We start from the raw sequence: 19422 nt of genomic DNA on the forward strand, positions 1-19422 counted from the left end.
ATACAAGAAGTGCGTGTCGGCACAGTTCGACTTAGAGGTGGGAGCGTCGTGAGCCGGATCGTGATCATTGGTGGTGGGCCGGGCGGCTACGAGGCGGCCCTGGTCGCCGCGCAACTCGACGCCGACGTGACGCTGATCGAGGAGGCCGGTCCCGGCGGGGCGTGCGTGCTGACCGACTGCGTGCCGTCGAAGACCTTCATCGCCAGCTCCGACGTGATGACCGGGTACCGGCACAACGACCACTTCGGCATCCGCTCGGCCGGCCTCGGCGGGGTCACCGTCGACGCGGTGGCCGTCAACGAGCGGGTCAAGAAGCTGGCGCTGGCGCAGTCCGCGGACATCCACGCGAAGCTCGTCAAGGTCGGCGTCGACGTGGTGGCCGGGCGGGCACGGCTCGGCGAGGACACGCTCGGGCACACCCACCAGGTCCTCATCACCCCGGAGGGCGGCGAGACGTACGCGGTGGACGCCGACACCGTGCTGATCGCCACCGGTGCCACTCCGCGGGTGCTGCCGACCGCGCGACCGGACGGTGTCCGCATCCTGGACTGGCGGCAGCTCTACGACCTGACCGAGCTCCCGTCCCATCTCGTGGTGATCGGCTCGGGGGTGACCGGCGCCGAGTTCGCGAGCGCCTACCTGGCGATGGGCATCAAGGTCACCCTGGTCTCCAGCCGTGAGCGGGTGATGCCGCACGAGGACGCGGACGCCGCGATGGCGATCGAGCGGGTGTTCCGCGACCGCGGCATGACGATCCTGAGCCAGGCGCGCGGCCGGTCGGTCGTCAACACCGGCGACGGCGTCCTGGTCACGCTCGCCGACGGCCGCGAGATCGAGGCGTCGCACGCGCTGATCGCGGTCGGCGCGGTGCCGAACACGGCGTCGCTGGGGCTGAGCGAGTACGGCGTGCAGGTCGGCGACGGCGGCCACGTGACCGTCGACCGGGTGTCGCGCACGAACGTGCCGGGAATCTACGCGGCCGGCGACTGCACCGGTGTGCTCGCGCTGGCCAGCGTCGCCGCCATGCAGGGCCGGATCGCGATCTGGCACGCGATGGGCGAGGCGGTGTCACCGCTCCGGCTGCGCACGGTCGCGTCGAACGCGTTCACCGACCCCGAGCTCGCCAACGTCGGGGTCTCGCAGAACGACGTCGACAGCGGCCGGGTGCCGGCCCGGCAGGTGATGCTGCCGCTGAGCGGGAACGCGCGCGCCAAGATGTCGGACGTGCACGACGGCTTCGTGAAGCTGTTCTGCCGCCCGGCGACCGGTCAGATCGTGGGCGGCGTGGTGGTGGCGCCGAAGGCGAGCGAGCTGGTCCTGCCGATCACGATGGCGGTGGAGAACAACCTGACCGTGGACCAGCTGGCCCACACGATCACTATCTACCCGTCATTGTCGGGGTCGATCGCGGAAGCGGCGCGTCAGCTGATGCAGCACGAGCTTCAGTGAAGTCGTCGCCGCCCGCCGCGAAGGCCTCCATGACCTCGTCCTCGATCTCCTCGACCGCTTCCTTGGTCTTGCGGCCCCCGAAGATCGCCAGGATCCAGCCGGCCGTACCGAACACGACAGCGGCGGTGGCGGCGATGACGAACAGGCGCCACGCCGACTGGGTCACCGCGGTGCCGCCCACGTGGCCGACCAGGCCGCCGTACGTCGCCCAGGCGAGCGCGGCCAACCCGTCGTACAGGATGAACTTCTTGACCGGGTAGCCGGTGCGGCCCGCGTGGAAGCCGGCCGCCATCCGGCCGCCCGGGACGAACCGGCACAGCAGCAGCACGAGCGGGCCGGGCTGGCGCAGGCCGCGGGTGAAACGCTCGGCGGCGCGCTTGGCACGCGACTCGGTGCGGGGCTGGTCGTCCTTGGGCCCGAACCGGGCGCGAAGCGAACCGAACCTCGTGCTGAACCAGCCGCGGCCGATCCGCCCGGCCGAGGAACGGCCCAGCAGCAGAGCGATCGCGTCGCCGGTGAACATGCCGAGCGCGCCGATCAGAATCACGAGCGGAAGATTGAGGTTGCCGTAGATCGTCAGGGCACCTGAGGTGATCATGATGGCCTGGATCGGCACCACCGGGAACATGGCATCGACGGCTAAGAACCCGAAAAGCGCGAGGTAGGCCCAGGCCGGTGCTGCCATCATGGTCAACAGTTCGGTCATCGGTAAGGCCACCTCATACGACGTCGGGGCTCCCGACATCATCGGTCAACCCACCTGAGAAAGTGCTGTGTTCAGCATGCGCCCTGATCGCGCCCTGTAGTGGGTGACAACTGACACGGTACGGACTCGAACCTGGCCGGTTTTGGACACTCAGGCCTCGGGCGTACCGTGAGACTCGCCGGAGACGCCGGGTCCCCCGTTCTCGGTGTCCCGGTGGCGGGCCGTCGGTAGGTCCCGTACCGACGGCCCGGCCTGACTCCTCCGAGCGGGCGTAGTCTGCTGGGCCGTGCCCGCTTCGCTGATCCTGCCGGTGCCCCGGATCCAACCGTCCTTCCTCGCGGCGATGGACGAGTACGTCGCCGAAGGTCGTGGCGCGCCCTCCGATCAGACCAACGTGGGGCGCGACATCCGGATTTTCGGCGATAAATGGGCAGACGCCGCTGAATTCAGGCACTTTGTGGATTCCGTACGCCTGCAGGCGTTCGAGGACACGCCACGGCCCTCGACGTTCGTGCCGACGACGACGCTGTGGTGGGTGGACGGCGACGAGTATCTGGGCCGGGTGACGATTCGGCACCGGCTCGCGCCCCGGGGGATCGGCGAACGAAACGGCCACATCGGATACGACGTACGCCCGTCGGCCCGCCGAAAGGGACACGCCACCGCGATGCTCGCCGCGGCCCGTCCGTGGGCCGCGGAGGTGGGGCTGTTCCGGGCGTTGATCACGTGCGACGTGCTCAATGAGCCGTCCCGCCGGGTCATCGAGACGAACGGCGGAGTCTTTATCGACCGCTTGGACGAGAAGCTGCGCTACTGGCTGCCGGTGTCCGCTACTGGATAGCGTCGGCGGCTGAGTCTCCGGTCGGCTTCCCGGCCGGCCGGACAGCGCCGCCGACCGGCTTCTCGGCCGGCCGGACGGCGCCGCCGACCGGCTTCTCGGCCGGCGGGACGGCGCCGCCCGGTGCCTGAACGGCCGGCGTCAGTCGATCGTGCAGATCGCCGCGCCCGCGGTCACCGTGCCGCCGACCTCGACGGACAGGCCGGACACCACGCCCGATTTGTGTGCCTGCAGGGGCTGCTCCATCTTCATCGCCTCGATCACGACGATCACGTCGCCTTCCTGCACCGAATCGCCGTCGGCCACCGCGACCTTCACGATCGTCCCCTGCATCGGGGCGGTCAGGGCGGCCGCGCTCCCGGCCCCGGTCGCGGCCGACGCCGCACCACCGGACCGGCGAGCTGACGGGCGGGGGGTGCCGGGCACCGGCGTACCGGCAAGCAGGGTTTTGGGGAGGCTCACCTCCAGGCGCTTGCCGCCCACCTCGACCACGACGGTCTCTCGTTCCGGCTGGTCGGCGGGCGCGGCCGCGGGCGCCGTGAAGGGCGGCACCCCGCCCGCCCACTCCGTCTCGATCCAGCGGGTGTGCACCGCGAACGGCGCGGCCGTGAACGCCGGATCGCGCACCACCGCACGATGGAACGGCAGCACCGTCGCGATGCCCTCGATCGTCGTCTCGTCGAGCACCCGCCGCGCCCGTTCCAGCGCCTCGTCCCGGGACTCGCCGGTCACGATGATCTTCGCGAGCAGGGAGTCGAAGTTGCCGCCGATCACGCTGCCCTGCTCGACGCCGGCGTCCACCCGCACGCCCGGGCCCATCGGCCAGCTCACCGCGGTCACCGCACCCGGCGCGGGCAGGAAGTTGCGGCCAGGGTCCTCGCCGTTGAGACGGAACTCGATCGCGTGGCCCCGGGGTGCCGGGTCCTCGGTGATCGCCAGCGGAGAACCGGCCGCGATGCGGAACTGCTCGCGCACCAGATCGATGCCCGCCGTCTCCTCGCTCACCGGGTGCTCGACCTGCAGACGGGTGTTGACCTCGAGGAACGAGATCGTGCCGTCCTGGCCGACCAGGTATTCGACGGTGCCCGCGCCGTGGTAGCCCGCTTCGCGGCAGATCGCCTTCGCGCTTTCGTGGATGGACGCGCGCTGCTCGTCGCTGAGGAACGGCGCCGGCGCCTCCTCGACCAGCTTCTGGTGGCGGCGCTGCAATGAACAGTCACGGGTGCCCACCACAAGCACGTTGCCGTGGGTGTCGGCCAGGACCTGGGCCTCGACGTGGCGGGGACGGTCGAGATAGCGCTCGACGAAGCACTCGCCCCGCCCGAACGCGGCCACCGCCTCCCGGGTCGCGCTCTCGAACAGCGCCGGGATCTCCTCGAGCGTGCGCGCCACCTTGAGCCCGCGGCCGCCACCCCCGAACGCCGCCTTGATGGCCACCGGCAGGCCGTGCTCCCGGGCGAACGCGATGATCTCGCCGGCCTCCGCGACCGGCTCGGCCGTGCCCGGGACCAGCGGTGCGCCGACCCGCTGGGCGATGTGCCGCGCGGTCACCTTGTCGCCCAGGTCGCGGATCGCCTGCGGGGTGGGGCCGATCCAGGTCAGGCCGGCGTCGAGCACCGCCTGCGCGAAGTCGGCGTTCTCGGAGAGGAAGCCGTAGCCGGGGTGCACGGCGTCGGCGCCGCTGCGGGCGGCGACGTCCAAGAGCTTGTCGATGCGCAGATATGTCTCGGCCGCGGTCTCCCCACCCAGCGCGTACGCCTCGCCGGCCAGCCGGGCGTGCGGGGTGTCCCGGTCGCTGTCGGCATAGACGGCGACGCTGGCCAGGCCGGCGTCCTGGCAGGCCCGGATGACCCGGACGGCGATCTCACCACGGTTCGCGATCAATATCTTGCGCACCGGCTGAGCCTATCCTCCGCTTCCGGCGGTCTCACGCTGGCTGCGGATCGGGCCGATCGTGCGGCACTTCTGTCTCTGCTGCGCAACGTAGTCTTCGCTGCATGATAGAGACTCGCGGGTTACGCAAGTCGTTCATGTCGCGCCAGGGGCGCGAGAAAAAGACCGTCGAGGCCGTACGCGGTGTCGACCTGGACGTCGCCGCGGGCGAGATCTTCGGATTCCTGGGCCCGAACGGCGCCGGCAAGACCACCACGCTGCGGATGCTGGCCACGCTCATCGAGCCGGACGACGGCACCGCCACCATCGCGGGCGTCGACCTGCGTCGCAACCCCGGCGAGGTGCGGCGCCGCATCGGCTACGTCGCGCAGGGCGGCAGCACCTGGGACGACTCCACCGCGCGGGAAGAGCTCGTGCTGCAGGCCCGGCTCTATGGCCGGTCGAAAGCCGCGGCGCTGGTGCGCGCCCAGGAGGTGCTCGACGGATTCCAGCTCAGTGAGTACGCGGACCGCAAGTGCAAGACGTACTCCGGTGGACAACGCCGCCGTGTGGATATCGCGCTCGGCATCATCCACGAGCCTAAGGTGGTGTTCCTGGACGAGCCGACCACCGGCCTCGATCCGCAGAGCCGGGCACACATGTGGGACGAGATTCGCCGGCTGCGCGCGGAGGGCATGACCGTCTTCATCACGACCCACTACCTGGACGAGGCCGACGCTTTGTGCGACCGCATCTCCATCATGGACCACGGGGAGATCGTCGCCTCCGGTACGCCCGCCTCGCTGAAACGCGAAATTTCCGGCGATGTCGTACGCGTCGGACTGCCCGTCGACGCGGTCGCCGCGGCTTTCGAAGCGTTGAACGGCTACAAGATCGAGGCGTTCGAGGACGGTGTGCGGCTCAACGTGGACGACGGCGCCACCGCGATTCCGCAGATCCTGCGCGCCCTGGACGCCGCCGGGGTGCCACTCGGCACCATCGAACTGCACCGCCCGAGTCTCGACGACGTGTTCCTGACCAAGACCGGCCGATCGTTGCGGGAGAGCTGACCATGAAGCTGGCACGCGACACCTCACTGATCTTCCAGCGGCAGATGATGCTGCTGTTGCGCAACCCGGTCTGGATCCTCGTCGGGGTCTTCCAGCCGGTCATGTACCTGCTGCTCTTCGCACCCCTGCTCAAGCCGGCCCTGCAGGTGAATTCCAACGCCGAGGCGTACCAGATCTTCGTCCCCGGCCTGCTGGTCCTGCTCGCCATCTTCGGCGGCCTGTTCCAGGGCTTCGGCCTGATCGCGGAGCTGCGTGCCGGGGTCATCGAGCGCTCCCGGGTCACCCCGGTGAGCCGCCTGGCCCTGCTGCTCGGTCGCTCCCTGCGGGACGTGGTCTCGCTGATCGCCCAAGCCGTGATCATCACGCTGCTGGCGTTGCTGTTCGGCCTGAGCGTCTACCTCGGCAACCTGCTACTGGCGTACCTGATGCTCGCCCTGATCTCGCTGATGACCTCGGCGCTCAGCTACGGGGTGGCGCTGGTGGTCAAGAGCGAGGACGCGCTGGCGCCACTAATGAACACGGTGGCCCAGCCGGTGCTGCTGCTGTCCGGGATCCTGCTGCCGCTCACGTTCGCCCCCGGGTGGCTGCAGGGAGTGGCGAACTGGAACCCGTTCTCCTGGGCGGTGAACGGGACGCGCGCGTTGTTCCGCGGTGACCTGGGCTCGCCGGACGTCTGGCAGGGCCTACTGATCATGGCCGTGCTGGCCGTGCTGGCGGTCCTGTGGGCGGCGCGTGAGTTCGCGCGGAGCGTCCGGTAGGCGGCACGCCCAAGCCGATTTCGTCGATCGAGAGCTGCCCGACCGCAACGGGTTGGCCCGTTCGTCGTGTGCGCGCGGGCAACGCCGTGCGCCCCCAAGTCGGGGTCGAGGGTGTGCTGCAGCGGCCCGATCATTGGTGCCTTGGTGCCTTGGTGCCTTGGTGCCTTGGTGCCTTGGTGCCTTGGTGCCTTGGTGCCTTGGTGCCTTGGTGCCGTGTTGCCTTGGTGCCTTGGTGCCGTGCTGGCGGCGGCGGCCGGGTTGTCTCGCTATCTGAGATTGGGCGTGCGAATCGTGGGATTTCGGCGACCTTGGAGAGTTACGCCCATATTTCGACCCTAAGTCGCCAAGATCTGACTCGCGGGCGGAAAGCGCCAGGGATAAAAGCCGTATATCAGGATGAAAACATGGTCCACAATGGAGCACGGTCCCACATTGCGAGCTTGTGCCCACGATGTGGACGCCAGTCCCGCTCAACGGGCGGGAGTCCCACATTCTGGGAGTCAACCCGCGCGTGCGGCCGTGGTCGTGTTCTGATCAAGCTTCGGATTCTCCGGGGCAGAGGGTGTGCTCCGGCGCTTTTCGTTACTTTCGCCAGAGCGCCGTGATCGGAATGTCCATCTCCGCGAGCAGCTTCCGCAGCAGCGGCAGCGACAGCCCGATGACGTTGCCGGGGTCGCCTTCGATCCGATCGACGAAGGCGGCCCCGCGCCCGTCCAGCGTGAACGCCCCCGCCACGTTGAGCGGCTCATCGGTAGCGACGTAGGCCTCGATCTCCTCATCGCTGATGTCCGCGAAGTGCACCACGGTCGCGCCGACCCCTTCGGCCTGCCGCCCGGTGGTGAGGCTGGTGACGTGGTGACCGGTGTGCAGCACGCCGGAACGCCCCCGCATCCGCGCCCACCGCTTCGTGGCCTCCTCGGCATTCGCCGGCTTCCCGAACACCTCACCCTCGAACGCCAGCACCGAGTCACACCCCAGAACCACCACGCCAGGATCGGCGTTCAGTTGGGCGGCGATGGTGCGAGCTTTCATGCGGGCCAGGGCAAGACACAGCGTGTACGCGTCCTCAGCGTCGACGACGGACTCATCCACCCCACTGACCATGACCTCAGCGTCAATGCCGGCCGCTTCGAGCAGCCCCCGGCGGGCCGGGCTGGCCGAGGCAAGGATCAACCGGTACGCGATGTCGTTCTGCACGCTGTTGAGGCTACAAGCCGCGGGGGTGCCGAAGGCCCAGACAAGCCCGTTTGGCCGCCTTCGTGCCTAGAAGTTCCGCCGCCGGCGCAGCGAGAAAAACGCGAGCGCCCCAAGCGCGAGCCCGACCCCACCAAGCCCCCCAAGCAGAACGGCCGTGCTGTCGTCGTCAGCCTCGCCCTGCGGGGTGAACGCCGTGATCGGAGAGGTAGTTGCAGCTCCAGACGAACTTTTGGCTGGCACGACGGCGGGGCTGGCGGCAGAGCCGGCCAATGGCGGAACGTCTGTGGTGAGGGCTTTCATGACGTTGACCACCCCAAATCCGCATTCATCGTCACGGCCGGGTGGTCCAACATCGTCAGCCGTCGCTACCAGGCGATGAACGATCTCGTTGGCTGGAAGGTCAGGAAATCTGGCACGCAAAAGCGCGGCGGCTCCAGAAACGACTGCGGTAGATGCCGACGTACCATCTATGTCGACGTATTCTCCGGTCTTGTCAGCAGTTGTGATATCGACTCCGGGTGCACATATTTGCACCTTTGGGCTGTGGATCGAGAATGATGCACTTTCGTCAGCCCGATTTACGGAACCTACTACCAGGACTCCATCGATCGCCGCCGGATACGCAATAATTGCTTGCTTGCTAGTGTTCCCGACTCCAGCAACCACGACGATGTTACCAGTAACGGCGGCTTGGATAGCATCGGCGAGCTCGAATGCCGGACCCGTTTCAGCCGATACGTTAATTACTGTCGCACCATGCTCAGAAGCCCACCGCACGCCGGCGGCCATCGTCTTTGCTGGCATGCTGTTCCCGCGGTTTGTGATTTTGACCGGGAGGATCCTGGCCGATGGAGCGATCCCAAGAACGCCGTCGCTTCTGCCCCTGCCATGGGCCGCGATGATACTTGCCATGTTGGTTCCATGGCCGTCGTCGTCTATGCGGCCATCCCGGTTATTCCCAGACACAAGGTCGGTGCCGGCGAGAAGGTTTCGCCTAACGTCTGGATGAGGATAAACGCCAGTATCGATGACGGCAACCTTAACGCCAGCACCTTTGGTAATTGTGTGGGCCTGGGTGATTCTTAGAGTTTTGAGGTACCACTGATCGGCTCGAAAGCTATCTGCATGGGCCGTTTTCGCTGGAATGACTAGGGAGGCTGCAATTGCAATCACGCTTACAGCCGCGCTAAATCGCGAAACCATGGTTAGCTGAGCCCGATAGCTGGGCCTGGGTCGACTCTCTGTTCCCGCGCCGGTAGGACAACAGGATCAACGCCTTCGGCAGTTTGCCATGGGTTATTTGGATCCCAATGGGTATCCATGACCTCGCCGGCGCGACTAGAGAGAGGTCTCCCAGGTTGCCCATACGCCGCCGTAAAACCGCCCGAACTATGGGCGGCAGTAGTGCGGCTGCCCGTGGAGCCTTGCCAAGGCTCGCCGATAACGCCGCCTGTGGGATTCACGCGGCGAAGGCCGGGGCGAGCGCCTCCCGGCTGGCTTAGCCCTATGCCAGGGGCTGCACCGATGATGCCCCCTGGCGGCATAGGGGACGGTCGGACGGCGCTGTCGCCGGGCAGCGCGCCTTCACTGGGCGGGACGGTGCCGGGACCGGGTGGTGTAGTGCCCCTCCCGGGTCGGGTTGCGCCCGGTCCAGTGATGGGATTTATGACTCCCGGGGGCAGGACGCTTGGTGTCGTTGACGAAACCGGGGGAATGGCCGTCAGCGGAGGAATGACTGCCGGGGCGTTTGCCCCGCCTAGGACAAGTCCGGGCTGCGAGCTATTAGCGGGGGAAGGTGCTGCGACGCCCGGCACGGTCTCGGACTGTTGCAAACCGCCGGACGTTGGAAATGTGGGTGACGCCTTGGTGGATTGTGGTGTCGAACTGTGTTCGCCTTCAGCTGTCGACGTGAACGGGGGAATCAGCGGCGCGATAAACGTGGAACCGTCGTTTGGCCTCCGTTCTTCCTCGATCTTGTTGGCTGGCTCGTATGGCCTTGGGCGGACCAGGCTCATCTGGGCCTGGGCCAGATCCGTGCTCACACCGCCCAGCAGCGCCGCCGCCCTCTGCCTCAGCTGCTCCTGCCGGCCCGGCGCCACCGGTGGCTGCTCGCCGCTTGGGCTTGGGGTGGGGTGCGGGGTTGGGGAGGCGGCCGCCTCCTGCTTCCTGGTCTCGAAAGCCTGCAGCAGCCCCTGGTTCGCCTGGTACTCGTCGTACAGCTTCTGGACGTCGTGCTGGGCCAGGCTCAGCGAGAGGGTCGCCGCGGCCAGGGCGTCGTGGTTGGCCAAAGCCGCGTTGTACGTCTCCGTGAGATGCCCGATCAGCTCGTCCAGGCGGGTCAGATACGCCTCGGACGCCGGGCTCTGCTTCGGTGGCCACACCGCGGCGAGGTTGTCCCGATAGCTCTGGACCTGGAAGAGGTGCGAGTTCACCAGCTCGGCCGACTTCTGCCAGCCACCGACCAGGTCGTAGTGCTTCTCGATGTCGGGGTTCTGGATCAGGCGCTGCATGTCGTCCATCGACATCGCGCTCCACGCCGTGCCGCCACCGCCGTCCGCGATCAGCATCAGAAATCGACCCCCGTGGGGGTGGAGGCCGGAATGCCGACCCGGTCCAGCGCCGAGTCCACGTCGCGTACCCGCGCATGGGCGAGCGCATCGGAACCCTCGTACTGCCGGCTGATGTCCGAGGCTGCGGTCGCGAACCCCTGTGTCCCGTTCGCGAAGTTATAGACGTTCTGGTGGGACACGTTCTGGATCTCGTTGTGGGCGACGAGGAACGACCGGAGCTCGACGAACGCGAGGGGCGGCTCGGGGATGCGGGTCGACATCGCGGTCGTCACCGTCTGGAGGTGCGGGGCGTAGTTGTCGTGGACGCTCGCCGCCAGCTTCCGGGCGAAGTTTTCCATCGCCTGGATGTCCGCCTCGATCTGGCTGAAATCCGTGAAGCCGTAGTCGTGCAGCCACGCCGGGCCGCGATCGTCCTCCGGAATCATCTCGCCCCCTCGGCAAGCACGAGCCGACCGAAGGATTGACACGGGCCGGCTGAAGCATTGACGAGCGTAGTCGTTCCGTGCCAGCCGCGCGGGCCGTGCGAGCCGCCTGTGGACAGTCGCTACCGGGGGAGCAAGGAAGTCCGCCACGAGGCTGGTGTCGTGGACGGCCGCGCGGATCGTGTCCAAGCTGAGACCTGCGTCCCGCTTGATTTTTCATCCACCCTGGCCGATCGTGCCGCAACCACCGCGACCAAGGCAGCCAGCTCGTCAATAGCCGGGTTGCCCTGTACTACTCTGACCAGCGGTTCCGTATTCATTGACCGAGCGTACGACAGGGGTATGCAAGATCCGGTGACACGCATCCCACACTCGGCTGATCGATTCGCTGTGGCTCGACAAGCTCGGGTATTTTCTCCGTGATGTCATCTTCTCCCCCGCTCGTCGTCGCTGATCGGTACCGGCTCGTTGCGCCGCTCGGTCAGGGCGGGATGGGTCGTGTCTGGCGGGCGACGGACGTCGTGCTTCATCGCGAAGTCGCCATCAAAGAGCTCGTTCCGCCGCCGGGGCTCACGCCCGCCGAGCGGCAGGAGATGCGCGAGCGGTCGCTGCGCGAGGCGCGCGCGATCGCCCGGCTCAACAACGTCAACGTGGTTCGCGTCTTCGACGTCCTGCGGACGGATGCCGACCCGTGGATCGTCATGGAGTACGTGCCGTCCCGCTCCCTGCAGGACACCCTCGCCGCCGACGGCCCGTTCAACCCGGTCCGGACCGCCGAGATCGGCCTGGGGGTGCTGGGCGCGCTGCGTGCGGCGCACCGGGCCGGCGTGGTGCACCGCGACGTGAAGCCGGGCAACGTGCTGATCGGCGCCGACGGCCGGGTCGTGCTCACCGACTTCGGCCTGGCCACCGTGCCCGGCGACCCGAACGTGACGCGCACCGGCCTGGTGCTGGGCTCTCCCGCGTACATCGCTCCGGAGCGCGCCCGCGACGGCACCGCCGGTCCGGCCGCCGACCTCTGGTCGCTCGGCGCCACGCTGTACGCCGCGGTCGAGGGCGCCTCGCCGTTCGCCCGGCCGTCGGCGATCGCCACGCTGGCCGCCTTGGCCACCGAGAACCCGCCGCCCGCGCGCAACGCCGGCTCGCTCAAGCCGGTGCTCAACGGCCTGCTCCGCAAGGACCCGGCGCACCGCATCAGCGCCGAGGAGGCCGAGCGCCTGCTGCTCCGCGCCTCCGGGCGTCGGTCCAAGCTGGCCTTCCCGATGAGCCCGACCATGCGCCGGCCGGGTGTCGGGCGCGAGCGGCCCGCTCTGCCGGGTGTGACTTCGCCCACAGGCTCCTCGCCGGTGGTGCCCGGTCCCCGTCCGCCGGTTGCTCCGGCGCGCCCGGCCAGCCCGCCCGGTTCCACGGCTGTTCCTGGGGGCCGTCCGGCGGTCGGCCAGAGCCGGCCGCCGGTCTATGTCCCGGGCAAGGCTCCGGTCGGCAGCGACAAGCCGACCCGCGTCGACGGCCCGAAGGTCGAACCGCCACGCCTCGATGCCACCCGCGTCGACGGCCCACCAATCCGAGACGATCAAAACCCGAGATTTGGTACGCGACGGGGCAGCGCCACACCCGCACCAGCCCAGTCCCCGGCCCCGGAGCAGGGACGGACCGATCCCGCCCCGAGCACCGGTCTCGCCCGCACGCGTCGAGGCGAGGTGGGTTCCTTCACCGCGGCCGACGTCGCCGCCGCGCGCCGCAAGCAGGCCGCCCCCGAGCACGAACGGTCCCTTGCCGAGGCGACCGCCCTGATCCGCAAGCCGGAGCCCGAGCCGCAAGCGCCGAAGCCCCCCGCCGACGCGACCACCGTCCTGCAGCCGAAGGCGAAGCCGGCCGACGCCACGTCGGTGCTCCCGCCGTCCAGGCCCAAGCAGGCGCCCGCCGACGCCACCTCGGTGCTCCCGCCGGCGCAGGCGAGGCCGGCCGACGCCACGTCCGTGCTCCCGCCGACAAAACCGAGGCAGCGCCCCGCCGAGCCCCGCCCCACAGCGACAGAGCCCGCCCAGTCAAAGCCCGCCCAGTCAAAGCCCGCCGAGGCGAAGCCCGCAAAGGCTCAGCCCGCCGAGCCGAAGCTCCCGGAGACGAAGCCCGCGGAGACGAAGCTCGCGGAGACGAAGCTCGCGGAGACGACGCCAACCCAGACGACACCCGCCGCGACCAAGCCGACCGCGCTAAAGCCCGCCGAGACAGCGTCGTCCGAGACGGCACCGGCTGAGTCAAAGCCCACCGCGCCCAAGTCCGCAGAGTCGAAGCTCGCTGAGACCACAGCGGCCGACTCAGAGCGCGCCGAGACTGCGGCCGGGTCGGATTCCGTCAACGCCACGTCGGCGGGCTCAAAGCTGACCGAGACCGAAGCAGCAGCCTCGAAGGTCGCCGAGACCGACGCGTCCGGGTCAGAGCTCGCTGCGACTGCGGCGGCTGAGTCGGCGCCCGTCAAGGCCACGTCGGCGGACTCCAAGCTGGCCGAGGCAACTGCGGCCGAGTCGAAGTTGGCCGAGGCAACAGCGGCCGAGTCGAAGTTGGCCGAGGCAACAGCGGCCGAGTCGAAGCTCGCTGAGACCACAGCAGCGGAGTCGAAGCCAGCCGCCGAGTCGAAACTCGCTGACACCACAGCGGCCGAGTCGGAGCCTGCCACGGCCACGTCGCCAGACAAGCTCACCGAGACCACAGCGCCCGATTCGAAGCTCGCCGCCGTGACCGAGTCCAAGACGACGCCGGCAGAGACCACGGCCGCCGAGTCAACGCCCGCCGAGACCACGTCGCCAGAGTCGGCCGCCGGTGCCAAGACCGAGCCGAAGCCCGCCGACACGAAACCGGCCGCATCAAAGGTCGCCAACGCCGACGCGACCTCGGTCCTCCCGCCGTCTCAGGCGAAACCGGCCGACGCCACGTCCGTGCTCCCGCCCACCAAAGCGAAGCCAACGACCCCGGCCAAGAACGACACGCCCGCGGCGAAGACGAAGCCCGCCGACGCGACGACCGTCCTCCCGCCGTCCAAGAAGACCGCCCGCAACGAACCAGCGGCCGAGGGCGGCGACGACCAGAGCCCTCAACTGGCCTTCCCCCTCGCGCGCCCGGCCCCGAAGGCGAAGCCCGCCCGCCAAAAGGCGAAGGCCTATGCCCCGGCCCCCCAGCCGGAACCCGACGAACTGGTCTCGGCCGGCTCGATGCCCGGCCGCCCGGCGGCCCGCCCGGCGTGGCGTCCGATGGAGGTCCGCTCCTCCCCGGGCATCACGGTCTTCGGCACCCGGCTCACGTACCGCCAGGCCGCCATCGGCGCCGGCGTCCTCCTCGTGGTGCTGATCCTGCTGATCACCCTGATCGTGCAGGCGGTCGGCGGCGACGACAAGAAGGCCGCCCTAACGCCCGCCCCGGCCACGACGGGCCAGAACCAGAACAAGACGCCGAACGGCCAGTCCAGCCAGGCCTCCGAGCCGAACCCGCCGTCCGCCCAGCCCAGCAAGCCTGCCGCCACCACCGCCCCGGTCCTGCCCGCCGGTTGGTCGGTGCGCACCATCGGGCCGAGCGACGGCACCCCCGGCCTGCTCCTCCCGCTGCCGAATAACGCCACCCAGCAAAACGGCGAGAGCCCCGGCGAGCTGCGGTTCCGGTGGGACAACCGGCTGCTGATCGTCGGCCGGAGCGGCAAACCCGCGCCGGACGCGCTGAAAGACTCGCAGCAGCAGGAGGCCTCGCGCCGCGGCGACTACGCCAACTACACCAATCTCGGCATCAAGCCGGTCACCTGGCGCACCTACGACTCGGTTGCCGACTGGGAGTTCCTCTACACCACGGGCACCGGTAACCCGCAGCACGTCGTCGCCCGCAACATCCGGGTGGACAGCAAGAGGGCGTACACCCTGAAGTGGTACACCTCGCCCGACGACTGGAACGCCGCGAACGCCGACCTCCAGGCCATATATCAGGGTTTCCAGCCCAAATAGGGCTGCGCACAGGGTGATCGGATACAGTTCCGCGCTGTGTCGATCGACGGTGTGACGGACCTCTGGGACAAACTGTTCGGCGCCCAGCCGGACCCGCCCGGCCTGCTGGTGCTGCTCACCGCGCTCGCCGGTCTGCTCGCGGTGGCGTTCCGTCCGGTGTGGCGGGTCGCGCGCAACGCGGTGACCATCGCGCACGAGGGCGGCCACGCGTTCTTCGCCCTGATCACCGGCCGCCGGTTGCGCGGCATCCGGCTGGAGTTCGACACGTCCGGCCTCACGCTCTCGTCCGGCAAGCCGACCGGCATCGGCATGATGCTCACGCTGCTCGGCGGCTACATCGCCCCGTCCCTGGTCGGCGTGCTCGGCGCCTGGCTGCTCGGCGGCAACCGGATCACCCTGCTGCTGTGGCTGGCCGTACTCCTGCTGCTGGTCATGCTGATCAACATCCGGAACCTGTTCGGCGTGCTCTCCATCCTGGTCACCGGCGCGGTCGTGGTGATCATTTCCCTGTACGCCTCCCCGCACGTCCAATCCGTCTTCGCGTACGCCGGTGTCTGGTTCCTGTTGTTCGGCGGTGTCCGGCCCGTCTTCGAGCTGCAGAGCCTGCGCAATCGCGGCCGTCTGCCCGGCTCCGACGCCGACCAGCTCGCCGGCGTCACCCACGTACCGGCGATCTTCTGGGTCGGCGTCTTCCTGGTCGTCAACCTGGCCGCCCTGGTCGTCGGCGGCTTCCTGCTGGCCGGCCAGTGGCTACCGTCGACCAGCTGACAAGCGCATATATCGGAACGTCGGCGGATGTGATCTAGGACACGATCCAATTAGGTTCAGGTCATGGCCAATGTCGGCATGGCGTGGACCACCGGAGTCGTGGCGTTCGTGGCCGCTGTGCCGTTGTGGCGTTTCACAACGCACGCCATCACGATCGCGCATGAGGGCGGCCACGCGATGTTCGGGTCGCTGGTCGGCCTGTTCGTCAAGAAGGTCACCATCGACCGGGGCGGGGGTGGAACCTCGTTCACTAAGGAGCCGAAGGATCTGAGCCTGCTGCAAATCCTCGCCGTTGGCTTGACCGGCTATCTCGGTCCGTCGATCTTCGGCTTCGCTGGTGCATGGATGCTTGTGCACGACATTTCGCCGCGTTCCGTGCTGCTCATGACGCTCGTTCTGATGGCCATGCTGCTGGTCATGGTGCGCAGCTTGTTCGGCTTCTTGGCCGTGCCGTTAACCGGCGCCCTGATCTGGGTTGTCGCGATGCGGTCGACCGAACAAGTCCAGCTGGTCTTCGCGTATATCTGGATATGGTTCCTACTAATGGGCGGTACCCGTCAGATCCCCGAGCTGTTCTCCGTCTGGAAGCAGGGCGGCGAACCGGACACGGGCAACCTCGCTGTGAGGACCGGGCTGTCGACGGCGTTTTTCGTGGCCCTCTTCTGGCTTCTTTCGGTGGCTGCCCTGGTCTACGGCGGCGTGTTGTTACTCCGCCACACGCCCTAGCCTAGACGAGTAGGTCCTAACCGTGGTGGTAGGCGGTGAGTGATCTGGCCACGGTGTAGCTCCGGTGGTGAGGCGTTGTGGCGATTCGTTAGCGGCTGGGCGGTCTCGCTATGTGGACACTGCGGTCACATCGTGGATTTTTTGTGAACCTTGGAGAGTTGCGCCCACATAGGAGCCATAACTCTCCAAGGTTCACATTCGGCCGGAACAATCTGCCGGGCGAAAGCCGCGTTACGTGACAAAGGTATTCTCTACAATGGACGCGGGTCTCACATTGCGGACGGTGGGTCCATGATGTGGGCGCGGGTCTCAGTAGGCGGTCGCCCGTCTCACGGAATGGACGCGCCGCACGGCCGCGCGCCGAGCCCGCCTGTCCAGCTGCCCAGCCATCCGACAAATCTCGGGAAATATCGGATATACGAGACGGGTGGCGGGGCTGGTGGTTGCACGGTGATCAGATCACTGGCTCGCCTGCGGTCACCGGCTCGCCTACGGCCACCGACTCGGCCTAGGACTTACTCGTCTAGAGCGGAATGTTCCCGTGCTTCTTCGGCGGCAGCGTCTCCCTCTTCGTACGCAGCGTCCGTAACGCCCGCGTCACCTGCGCCCGCGTCTGCGACGGCTGAATCACCGCGTCCACGTACCCGCGCTCGGCAGCGATATACGGGTTGGCCAGCGCATCCTCATACTCCTGTACGAGTTCGGCCCGCTTCTCCACCGGATCGTCCGCCCCGGCCAGCTCCCCGCGATACAGAATGTTCACCGCGCCCTGCGCACCCATCACGGCGATTTGCGCGGTGGGCCACGCGAAGTTCATGTCCGCGCCCAGGTGCTTCGACCCCATCACGTCGTACGCCCCGCCGTACGCCTTGCGCGTGATCACCGTGACCTTCGGGACCGTGGCCTCGGCGTACGCGTAAATGAGTTTGGCGCCGCGCCGGATGATGCCGTCCCACTCCTGGGAGGTGCCGGGCAGGAAGCCGGGCACGTCCACGAACGTGACCACCGGGATGTTGAAGGCGTCGCACGTGCGGACGAAACGCGCGGCCTTCTCGCTGGCCACGATGTCGAGCGTGCCGGCCAGGTGCATCGGCTGGTTGGCGACCACGCCGACCGGGCGGCCCTCGACACGCCCGAAGCCGACCACGATGTTCTGCGCGTAGAGCGGCTGCACCTCGAGGAAGTCGTCGACGACCGTTTCGACAACCTTTTTGATGTCGTACGGCTGGTTCGCGGAGTCCGGGATCAGCGTGTCGAGCGCGAGATCAACGTCGGACGGCGCCAAATCCGAAACCGTGTCGAAAACGGTCGGTTCGTCCAAATTGTTCGAAGGCAGGTACGTCAGCAACGCGCGTACGTAATCAATCGCGTCGTCCTCGTCGGACGCCAGGTAGTGCGCGTTGCCGCTGCGGGTGTTGTGGGTGCGTGCGCCGCCCAGCTCCTCGAAGCCGACCTCCTCGCCGGTCACCGTCTTGATCACGTCCGGGCCGGTGATGAACATGTGCGAGGTCTGATCGACCATCACGGTGAAGTCGGTGAGCGCCGGCGAGTACACGGCACCGCCCGCGCTCGGGCCCATGATCAGCGAGATCTGCGGGATGACGCCGCTGGCCCGCACGTTGCGGAAGAAGATGTCGGCGTACAGGCCGAGCGCGACCACGCCCTCCTGGATGCGGGCGCCGCCCGAGTCGTTGATGCCGATGACCGGGCAGCCGATCTTCATGGCCAGGTCGAGCACCTTGACGATCTTTTCGCCGAAGACCTCGCCGAGCGATCCGCCGAACACCGTGAAGTCCTGGGAGAACACGCAGACCTGACGGCCGTCGACGGTTCCGTGGCCGGTGACCACGCCGTCGCCGTACGGGCGGTTCTTCTCCAGTCCGAAGCTGGTCGAGCGGTGCCGGGCGAGCTCGTCCAGCTCGACGAAGGACCCCTCGTCGAGCAGCATCGCGATGCGTTCCCGGGCGGTCTTCTTGCCGCGCGAGTGCTGCTTCTCGACGGCTCGCTCGGACCCGGCGTGCACCGCCTCGTCGGTGCGCCGGGCCAGGTCGGCCAGCTTGCCGGCGGTGGTGTGGATATCGGCCTCGGCCTGGTCCTGCTGCGCTGTCACGGTGTCCCTCACGCTCTCCGGCGACGTCAGCGATGATCGTAGTGCGAAGCATCCTCAGGCGTCGCTACGGGTGCGTTTCGCACCCAATGCCCCATTCGTTACGGAAGGCGTGACGAACTGGTTGACCGCGGCCGGGCTCGCCCTTTTCGCCGGTGGGCTGGCCACATTGATCTGCTTCCGCGCGGTGCTCTTCGGCGGCGGCACCCGGCGTGGGCGGCGCGGTCGGCGGCCGAACGACCGGCTGCCGGATGACCGGCGGACGGCCGCCCGGCAGCCCGCCGGCACGCCGCGACGCAGGCAGAATGCCGTCAAACCCCCCACAGTAGAGCCACGCCGGCGTCGCTCGGAGCCCCCGATCCCGGACGATCGCGGCGGCTTGGCGTCCATCGGGTTCGCCGAATACGAAATCTCGGCCGCCGAATACGAAATCTCAGCCGCCGAGTACGAAATGCCGCCCACCGCCGACGAAATCCCGGTCGGCGAGGACGCCATGCCGATCGACTTCCTGGACGACGACCCCGACCCGCCCACGGTGCTGGACCGCTCACCCCGCCGCGTCGGTCACCGCGCCGAAGGATGGATCCGCCCCCAATACAGCGACGACCAACCCCCCAGCGCCGCCGGCGACTACTGGACGCCGCCACCGAGCGACCCGGACCCGGCGGGCTGGGAACCGTCGGCGCGCGGCTACGGCTGGCCGGTCCAGGTGGAGCGGCTGCCACCGGTACCGGCGTACGAACCCTCGACCGGTTTCGATCTGCACCCCGAGCCGACGGAGGTGGTGCCGGCCGCGGACCGCCCCCACCTGCCCCGATCATGGTCGAGCCGGGACGACAAGCCGCGTCGCCGGCCCCGCCCACGACCGCGTCCGGCCGCCTCGGTCGACGGCAACGGCGTCTATGTGAGCAGGCACGCAGCCGATCCGCCACGATGATCCGACTAGGCTCCTA

General features: G+C 68.3%; 15 protein-coding genes and 1 pseudogene. 8 read left to right on the top strand and 8 right to left on the bottom strand.

The annotated features are described in order from the left end of the window. Positions 1-48 precede the first annotated feature (48 nt). Entirely contained in the window at positions 49-1449 is a 1401-nt protein-coding gene (locus tag HH310_RS04060) for an NAD(P)H-quinone dehydrogenase (protein ID WP_169174012.1), read from the top strand. Here the strand turns inward: HH310_RS04060 and HH310_RS04065 are convergent. After that, the gene (locus HH310_RS04065) at positions 1379-2155 is read right to left on the bottom strand and encodes a DedA family protein (protein WP_169174013.1); all 777 of its coding nucleotides are present in this window, start codon (positions 2153-2155) and stop codon (positions 1379-1381) included. The genes HH310_RS04060 and HH310_RS04065 overlap by 71 nt on opposite strands. 343 nt (positions 2156-2498) lie before the next feature. Here HH310_RS04065 and HH310_RS04070 point away from each other — a divergent pair, with 343 nt between their 5' ends. Then, positions 2499-2996, top strand: a complete 498-nt coding sequence (locus HH310_RS04070; protein WP_169174336.1) for a GNAT family N-acetyltransferase — start codon at positions 2499-2501, stop codon at positions 2994-2996. A gap of 138 nt (positions 2997-3134) precedes the next feature. On the opposite strand, the gene HH310_RS04075 is transcribed toward HH310_RS04070, so the two are convergent. Continuing rightward, positions 3135-4889: a biotin carboxylase N-terminal domain-containing protein gene (locus HH310_RS04075; RefSeq protein WP_169174014.1), complete on the bottom strand. Its 1755-nt coding sequence runs from the start codon at positions 4887-4889 to the stop codon at positions 3135-3137. 101 nt (positions 4890-4990) lie between these two features. Here HH310_RS04075 and HH310_RS04080 point away from each other — a divergent pair, with 101 nt between their 5' ends. Together HH310_RS04080 and HH310_RS04085 are read left to right on the top strand one after the other, a co-directional pair. Beyond that, entirely contained in the window at positions 4991-5935 is a 945-nt protein-coding gene (locus HH310_RS04080; RefSeq protein WP_169174015.1) for an ATP-binding cassette domain-containing protein, read from the top strand. 2 nt (positions 5936-5937) lie between these two features. Continuing rightward, the gene (locus tag HH310_RS04085; RefSeq protein ID WP_169174016.1) at positions 5938-6693 is read left to right on the top strand and encodes an ABC transporter permease; all 756 of its coding nucleotides are present in this window, start codon (positions 5938-5940) and stop codon (positions 6691-6693) included. Positions 6694-7275: 582 nt separating this feature from the next. Here the strand turns inward: HH310_RS04085 and HH310_RS04090 are convergent. The 5 genes from HH310_RS04090 to HH310_RS04110 all read right to left on the bottom strand — a co-directional run bounded on the left by HH310_RS04090 (position 7276) and on the right by HH310_RS04110 (position 11247). Further along, positions 7276-7890 carry a nucleoside triphosphate pyrophosphatase gene (locus HH310_RS04090; RefSeq protein ID WP_169174017.1) on the bottom strand — a complete coding sequence of 205 codons (615 nt, stop codon included), beginning with the start codon at positions 7888-7890 and terminating at the stop codon, positions 7276-7278. Positions 7891-7956: 66 nt separating this feature from the next. After that, complete coding sequence (mycP, locus tag HH310_RS04095) at positions 7957-9063, bottom strand: type VII secretion-associated serine protease mycosin (RefSeq protein ID WP_169174018.1); 1107 nt, start codon at positions 9061-9063, stop codon at positions 7957-7959. 32 nt (positions 9064-9095) lie between these two features. Next, complete coding sequence (locus HH310_RS04100; protein WP_169174019.1) at positions 9096-10457, bottom strand: hypothetical protein; 1362 nt, start codon at positions 10455-10457, stop codon at positions 9096-9098. Beyond that, on the bottom strand, positions 10457-10885 hold the full coding sequence (locus HH310_RS04105; RefSeq protein WP_169174020.1) for a hypothetical protein: 429 nt from the start codon (positions 10883-10885) through the stop codon (positions 10457-10459). The genes HH310_RS04100 and HH310_RS04105 overlap by 1 nt, the downstream gene beginning before the upstream one ends. A gap of 119 nt (positions 10886-11004) precedes the next feature. After that, entirely contained in the window at positions 11005-11247 is a 243-nt protein-coding gene (locus HH310_RS04110) for an acyl-CoA carboxylase epsilon subunit (protein ID WP_312033819.1), read from the bottom strand. 57 nt (positions 11248-11304) lie between these two features. Between HH310_RS04110 and HH310_RS45710 the strand changes: the two are divergent. The 3 genes and pseudogenes from HH310_RS45710 to HH310_RS04125 all read left to right on the top strand — a co-directional run. Next, positions 11305-12882 (top strand): annotated as a pseudogene (locus HH310_RS45710) (protein kinase); the annotation flags it as partial. 2022 nt (positions 12883-14904) lie between these two features. Next, positions 14905-15636, top strand: coding sequence for a M50 family metallopeptidase (locus tag HH310_RS04120; RefSeq protein WP_169174022.1), 732 nt, complete (start codon positions 14905-14907; stop codon positions 15634-15636). Between the two features lie 63 nt (positions 15637-15699). Beyond that, positions 15700-16362: a M50 family metallopeptidase gene (locus HH310_RS04125; protein ID WP_169174023.1), complete on the top strand. Its 663-nt coding sequence runs from the start codon at positions 15700-15702 to the stop codon at positions 16360-16362. A 523-nt stretch (positions 16363-16885) separates the two neighbouring features. Here HH310_RS04125 and HH310_RS04130 read toward each other — a convergent pair. Further along, complete coding sequence (locus tag HH310_RS04130; protein WP_312033820.1) at positions 16886-18472, bottom strand: acyl-CoA carboxylase subunit beta; 1587 nt, start codon at positions 18470-18472, stop codon at positions 16886-16888. A 109-nt stretch (positions 18473-18581) separates the two neighbouring features. Here HH310_RS04130 and HH310_RS04135 point away from each other — a divergent pair, with 109 nt between their 5' ends. Continuing rightward, complete coding sequence (locus HH310_RS04135; RefSeq protein WP_169174024.1) at positions 18582-19406, top strand: hypothetical protein; 825 nt, start codon at positions 18582-18584, stop codon at positions 19404-19406. Positions 19407-19422 lie beyond the last annotated feature (16 nt).

Source organism: Actinoplanes sp. TBRC 11911 (genome assembly GCF_012933445.1).
GTDB lineage: Bacteria > Actinomycetota > Actinomycetes > Mycobacteriales > Micromonosporaceae > Actinoplanes.

Coding starts and splice junctions, on each gene's coding strand:
- HH310_RS04065 (WP_169174013.1), bottom strand. CDS start 2,155: ATGACCGAACTGTTGACCATGATGGCAGCACCGGCCTGGGCCTACCTC.
- HH310_RS04080 (WP_169174015.1), top strand. CDS start 4,991: ATGATAGAGACTCGCGGGTTACGCAAGTCGTTCATGTCGCGCCAGGGG.
- HH310_RS04070 (WP_169174336.1), top strand. CDS start 2,499: ATGGACGAGTACGTCGCCGAAGGTCGTGGCGCGCCCTCCGATCAGACC.
- HH310_RS04085 (WP_169174016.1), top strand. CDS start 5,938: ATGAAGCTGGCACGCGACACCTCACTGATCTTCCAGCGGCAGATGATG.
- HH310_RS04105 (WP_169174020.1), bottom strand. CDS start 10,885: ATGATTCCGGAGGACGATCGCGGCCCGGCGTGGCTGCACGACTACGGC.
- HH310_RS04110 (WP_312033819.1), bottom strand. CDS start 11,247: ATGCGTGTCACCGGATCTTGCATACCCCTGTCGTACGCTCGGTCAATG.
- HH310_RS04125 (WP_169174023.1), top strand. CDS start 15,700: ATGGCCAATGTCGGCATGGCGTGGACCACCGGAGTCGTGGCGTTCGTG.
- HH310_RS04100 (WP_169174019.1), bottom strand. CDS start 10,457: ATGCTGATCGCGGACGGCGGTGGCGGCACGGCGTGGAGCGCGATGTCG.